Annotated in this window: 2 protein-coding genes; both read right to left on the bottom strand. The window is 62.2% G+C overall.

What is annotated here, in order from left to right; genetic code table 11:
- Nucleotides 1-590, bottom strand: a 590-nt coding sequence (locus tag ACRC1E_RS13715; RefSeq protein WP_438515649.1) for a UTP--glucose-1-phosphate uridylyltransferase, incomplete at its 3' end; no start/stop codon positions are given.
- 104 nt (nt 591-694) lie between these two features.
- A partial coding sequence (locus ACRC1E_RS13710) for a BRCT domain-containing protein (RefSeq protein WP_438515648.1) occupies nt 695-1162 on the bottom strand: 468 nt, incomplete at its 5' end.

The following is a 1162-nucleotide window of genomic DNA, read 5'->3' as shown; positions in this document are numbered from 1 at the left end:
ACATCCGGGTGCGGCTTCTCCACGATACTGGTGACCCGCTGCTGGCCACGGCCATTGTCGGCGACTTCCACGATGCCGTAGGAGCCGGTCTGTTCGTGCGGCACGGTCTCGACGCCGAGGATGGAGGTGTGGGTCTGGTTATACAGCTTGACCATCTGCTCGATGGCACCCGGTTCGCCATCGATCAGGTCATCGGCCAGAATCACGGCAAAGGGTTCGTTACCGACCGCCGGGCGCGCGCACAGCACGGCGTGACCCAGCCCCAGCGCCTGGGTCTGGCGGATATAAATGCAGCTGACAGTCGGCGGGATAATGCCCTGCACGATGTCCAGGAGCTTTTGCTTATTCTTGTTTTCCAGCTCGGTTTCCAGCTCATAGGCCTTATCGAAATGATCTTCGATAGAGCGCTTGTTGCGGCCGGTGATAAAGATCAGCTCGGTGATGCCGGCGGCAACGGCTTCTTCCACCGCGTACTGGATCAGCGGCTTGTCGACCACCGGCAGCATCTCTTTCGGGCTGGCTTTGGTGGCAGGCAGGAAGCGGGTGCCCATACCGGCTACCGGAAATACCGCTTTGGTAATTTTTTGCATTGCCTCTCCAAAATCGCAGACAGTTGTATCAGTTTGGCGCCATTGTATTGGCTTTGCCGGTGTCACTCCAGCTTTTGCCGGTACAACACCGGGGCTTTTCAAGCCTAGGCCAGCAAGGCCAACAGCGCCGCCTCGTCCAGCACCGCGACGCCCAGCGCCGTGGCTTTTTCCAGCTTGCTGCCGGCGGCTTCTCCGGCCACCACATAGTGCGTTTTTTTCGACACGCTGCCGGACACCTTGCCGCCGGCAGCCTCAATCAAGGCCTTGGCCTCGTCGCGCGATAGCGTCGGCAGGGTGCCGGTCAGTACGAAAGTCTGGCCGGCCAGCGCGCGGGCGCCGGCACTTTGCTGCGGCACGGCCTCCAGCAGGGTTTCGGTCTGGCTGGCAAGCCGGCGTAGTTGCTCGCGGTGCTCGTCTGCATCCAGATAGTCGGCCAGTGCATTGACCACCTCGGCCGGCAGCGCAAGGGCGATCACGCTGCGCCGCTCCATGGCCGCCAGTGCCATGAGATCGGGTACCTGTTCCAGTAACTGCGCGGCGCGGATCTCGGTCAGGCGCGGGATGGCGAGGCG

This window comes from Craterilacuibacter sp., from assembly GCF_051659485.1.
Lineage (GTDB): Bacteria > Pseudomonadota > Gammaproteobacteria > Burkholderiales > Chromobacteriaceae > Craterilacuibacter.
The sequence above is the reverse complement of the archived record's forward strand: the minus strand, read 5'-3'. Positions and strand labels throughout refer to the sequence as shown.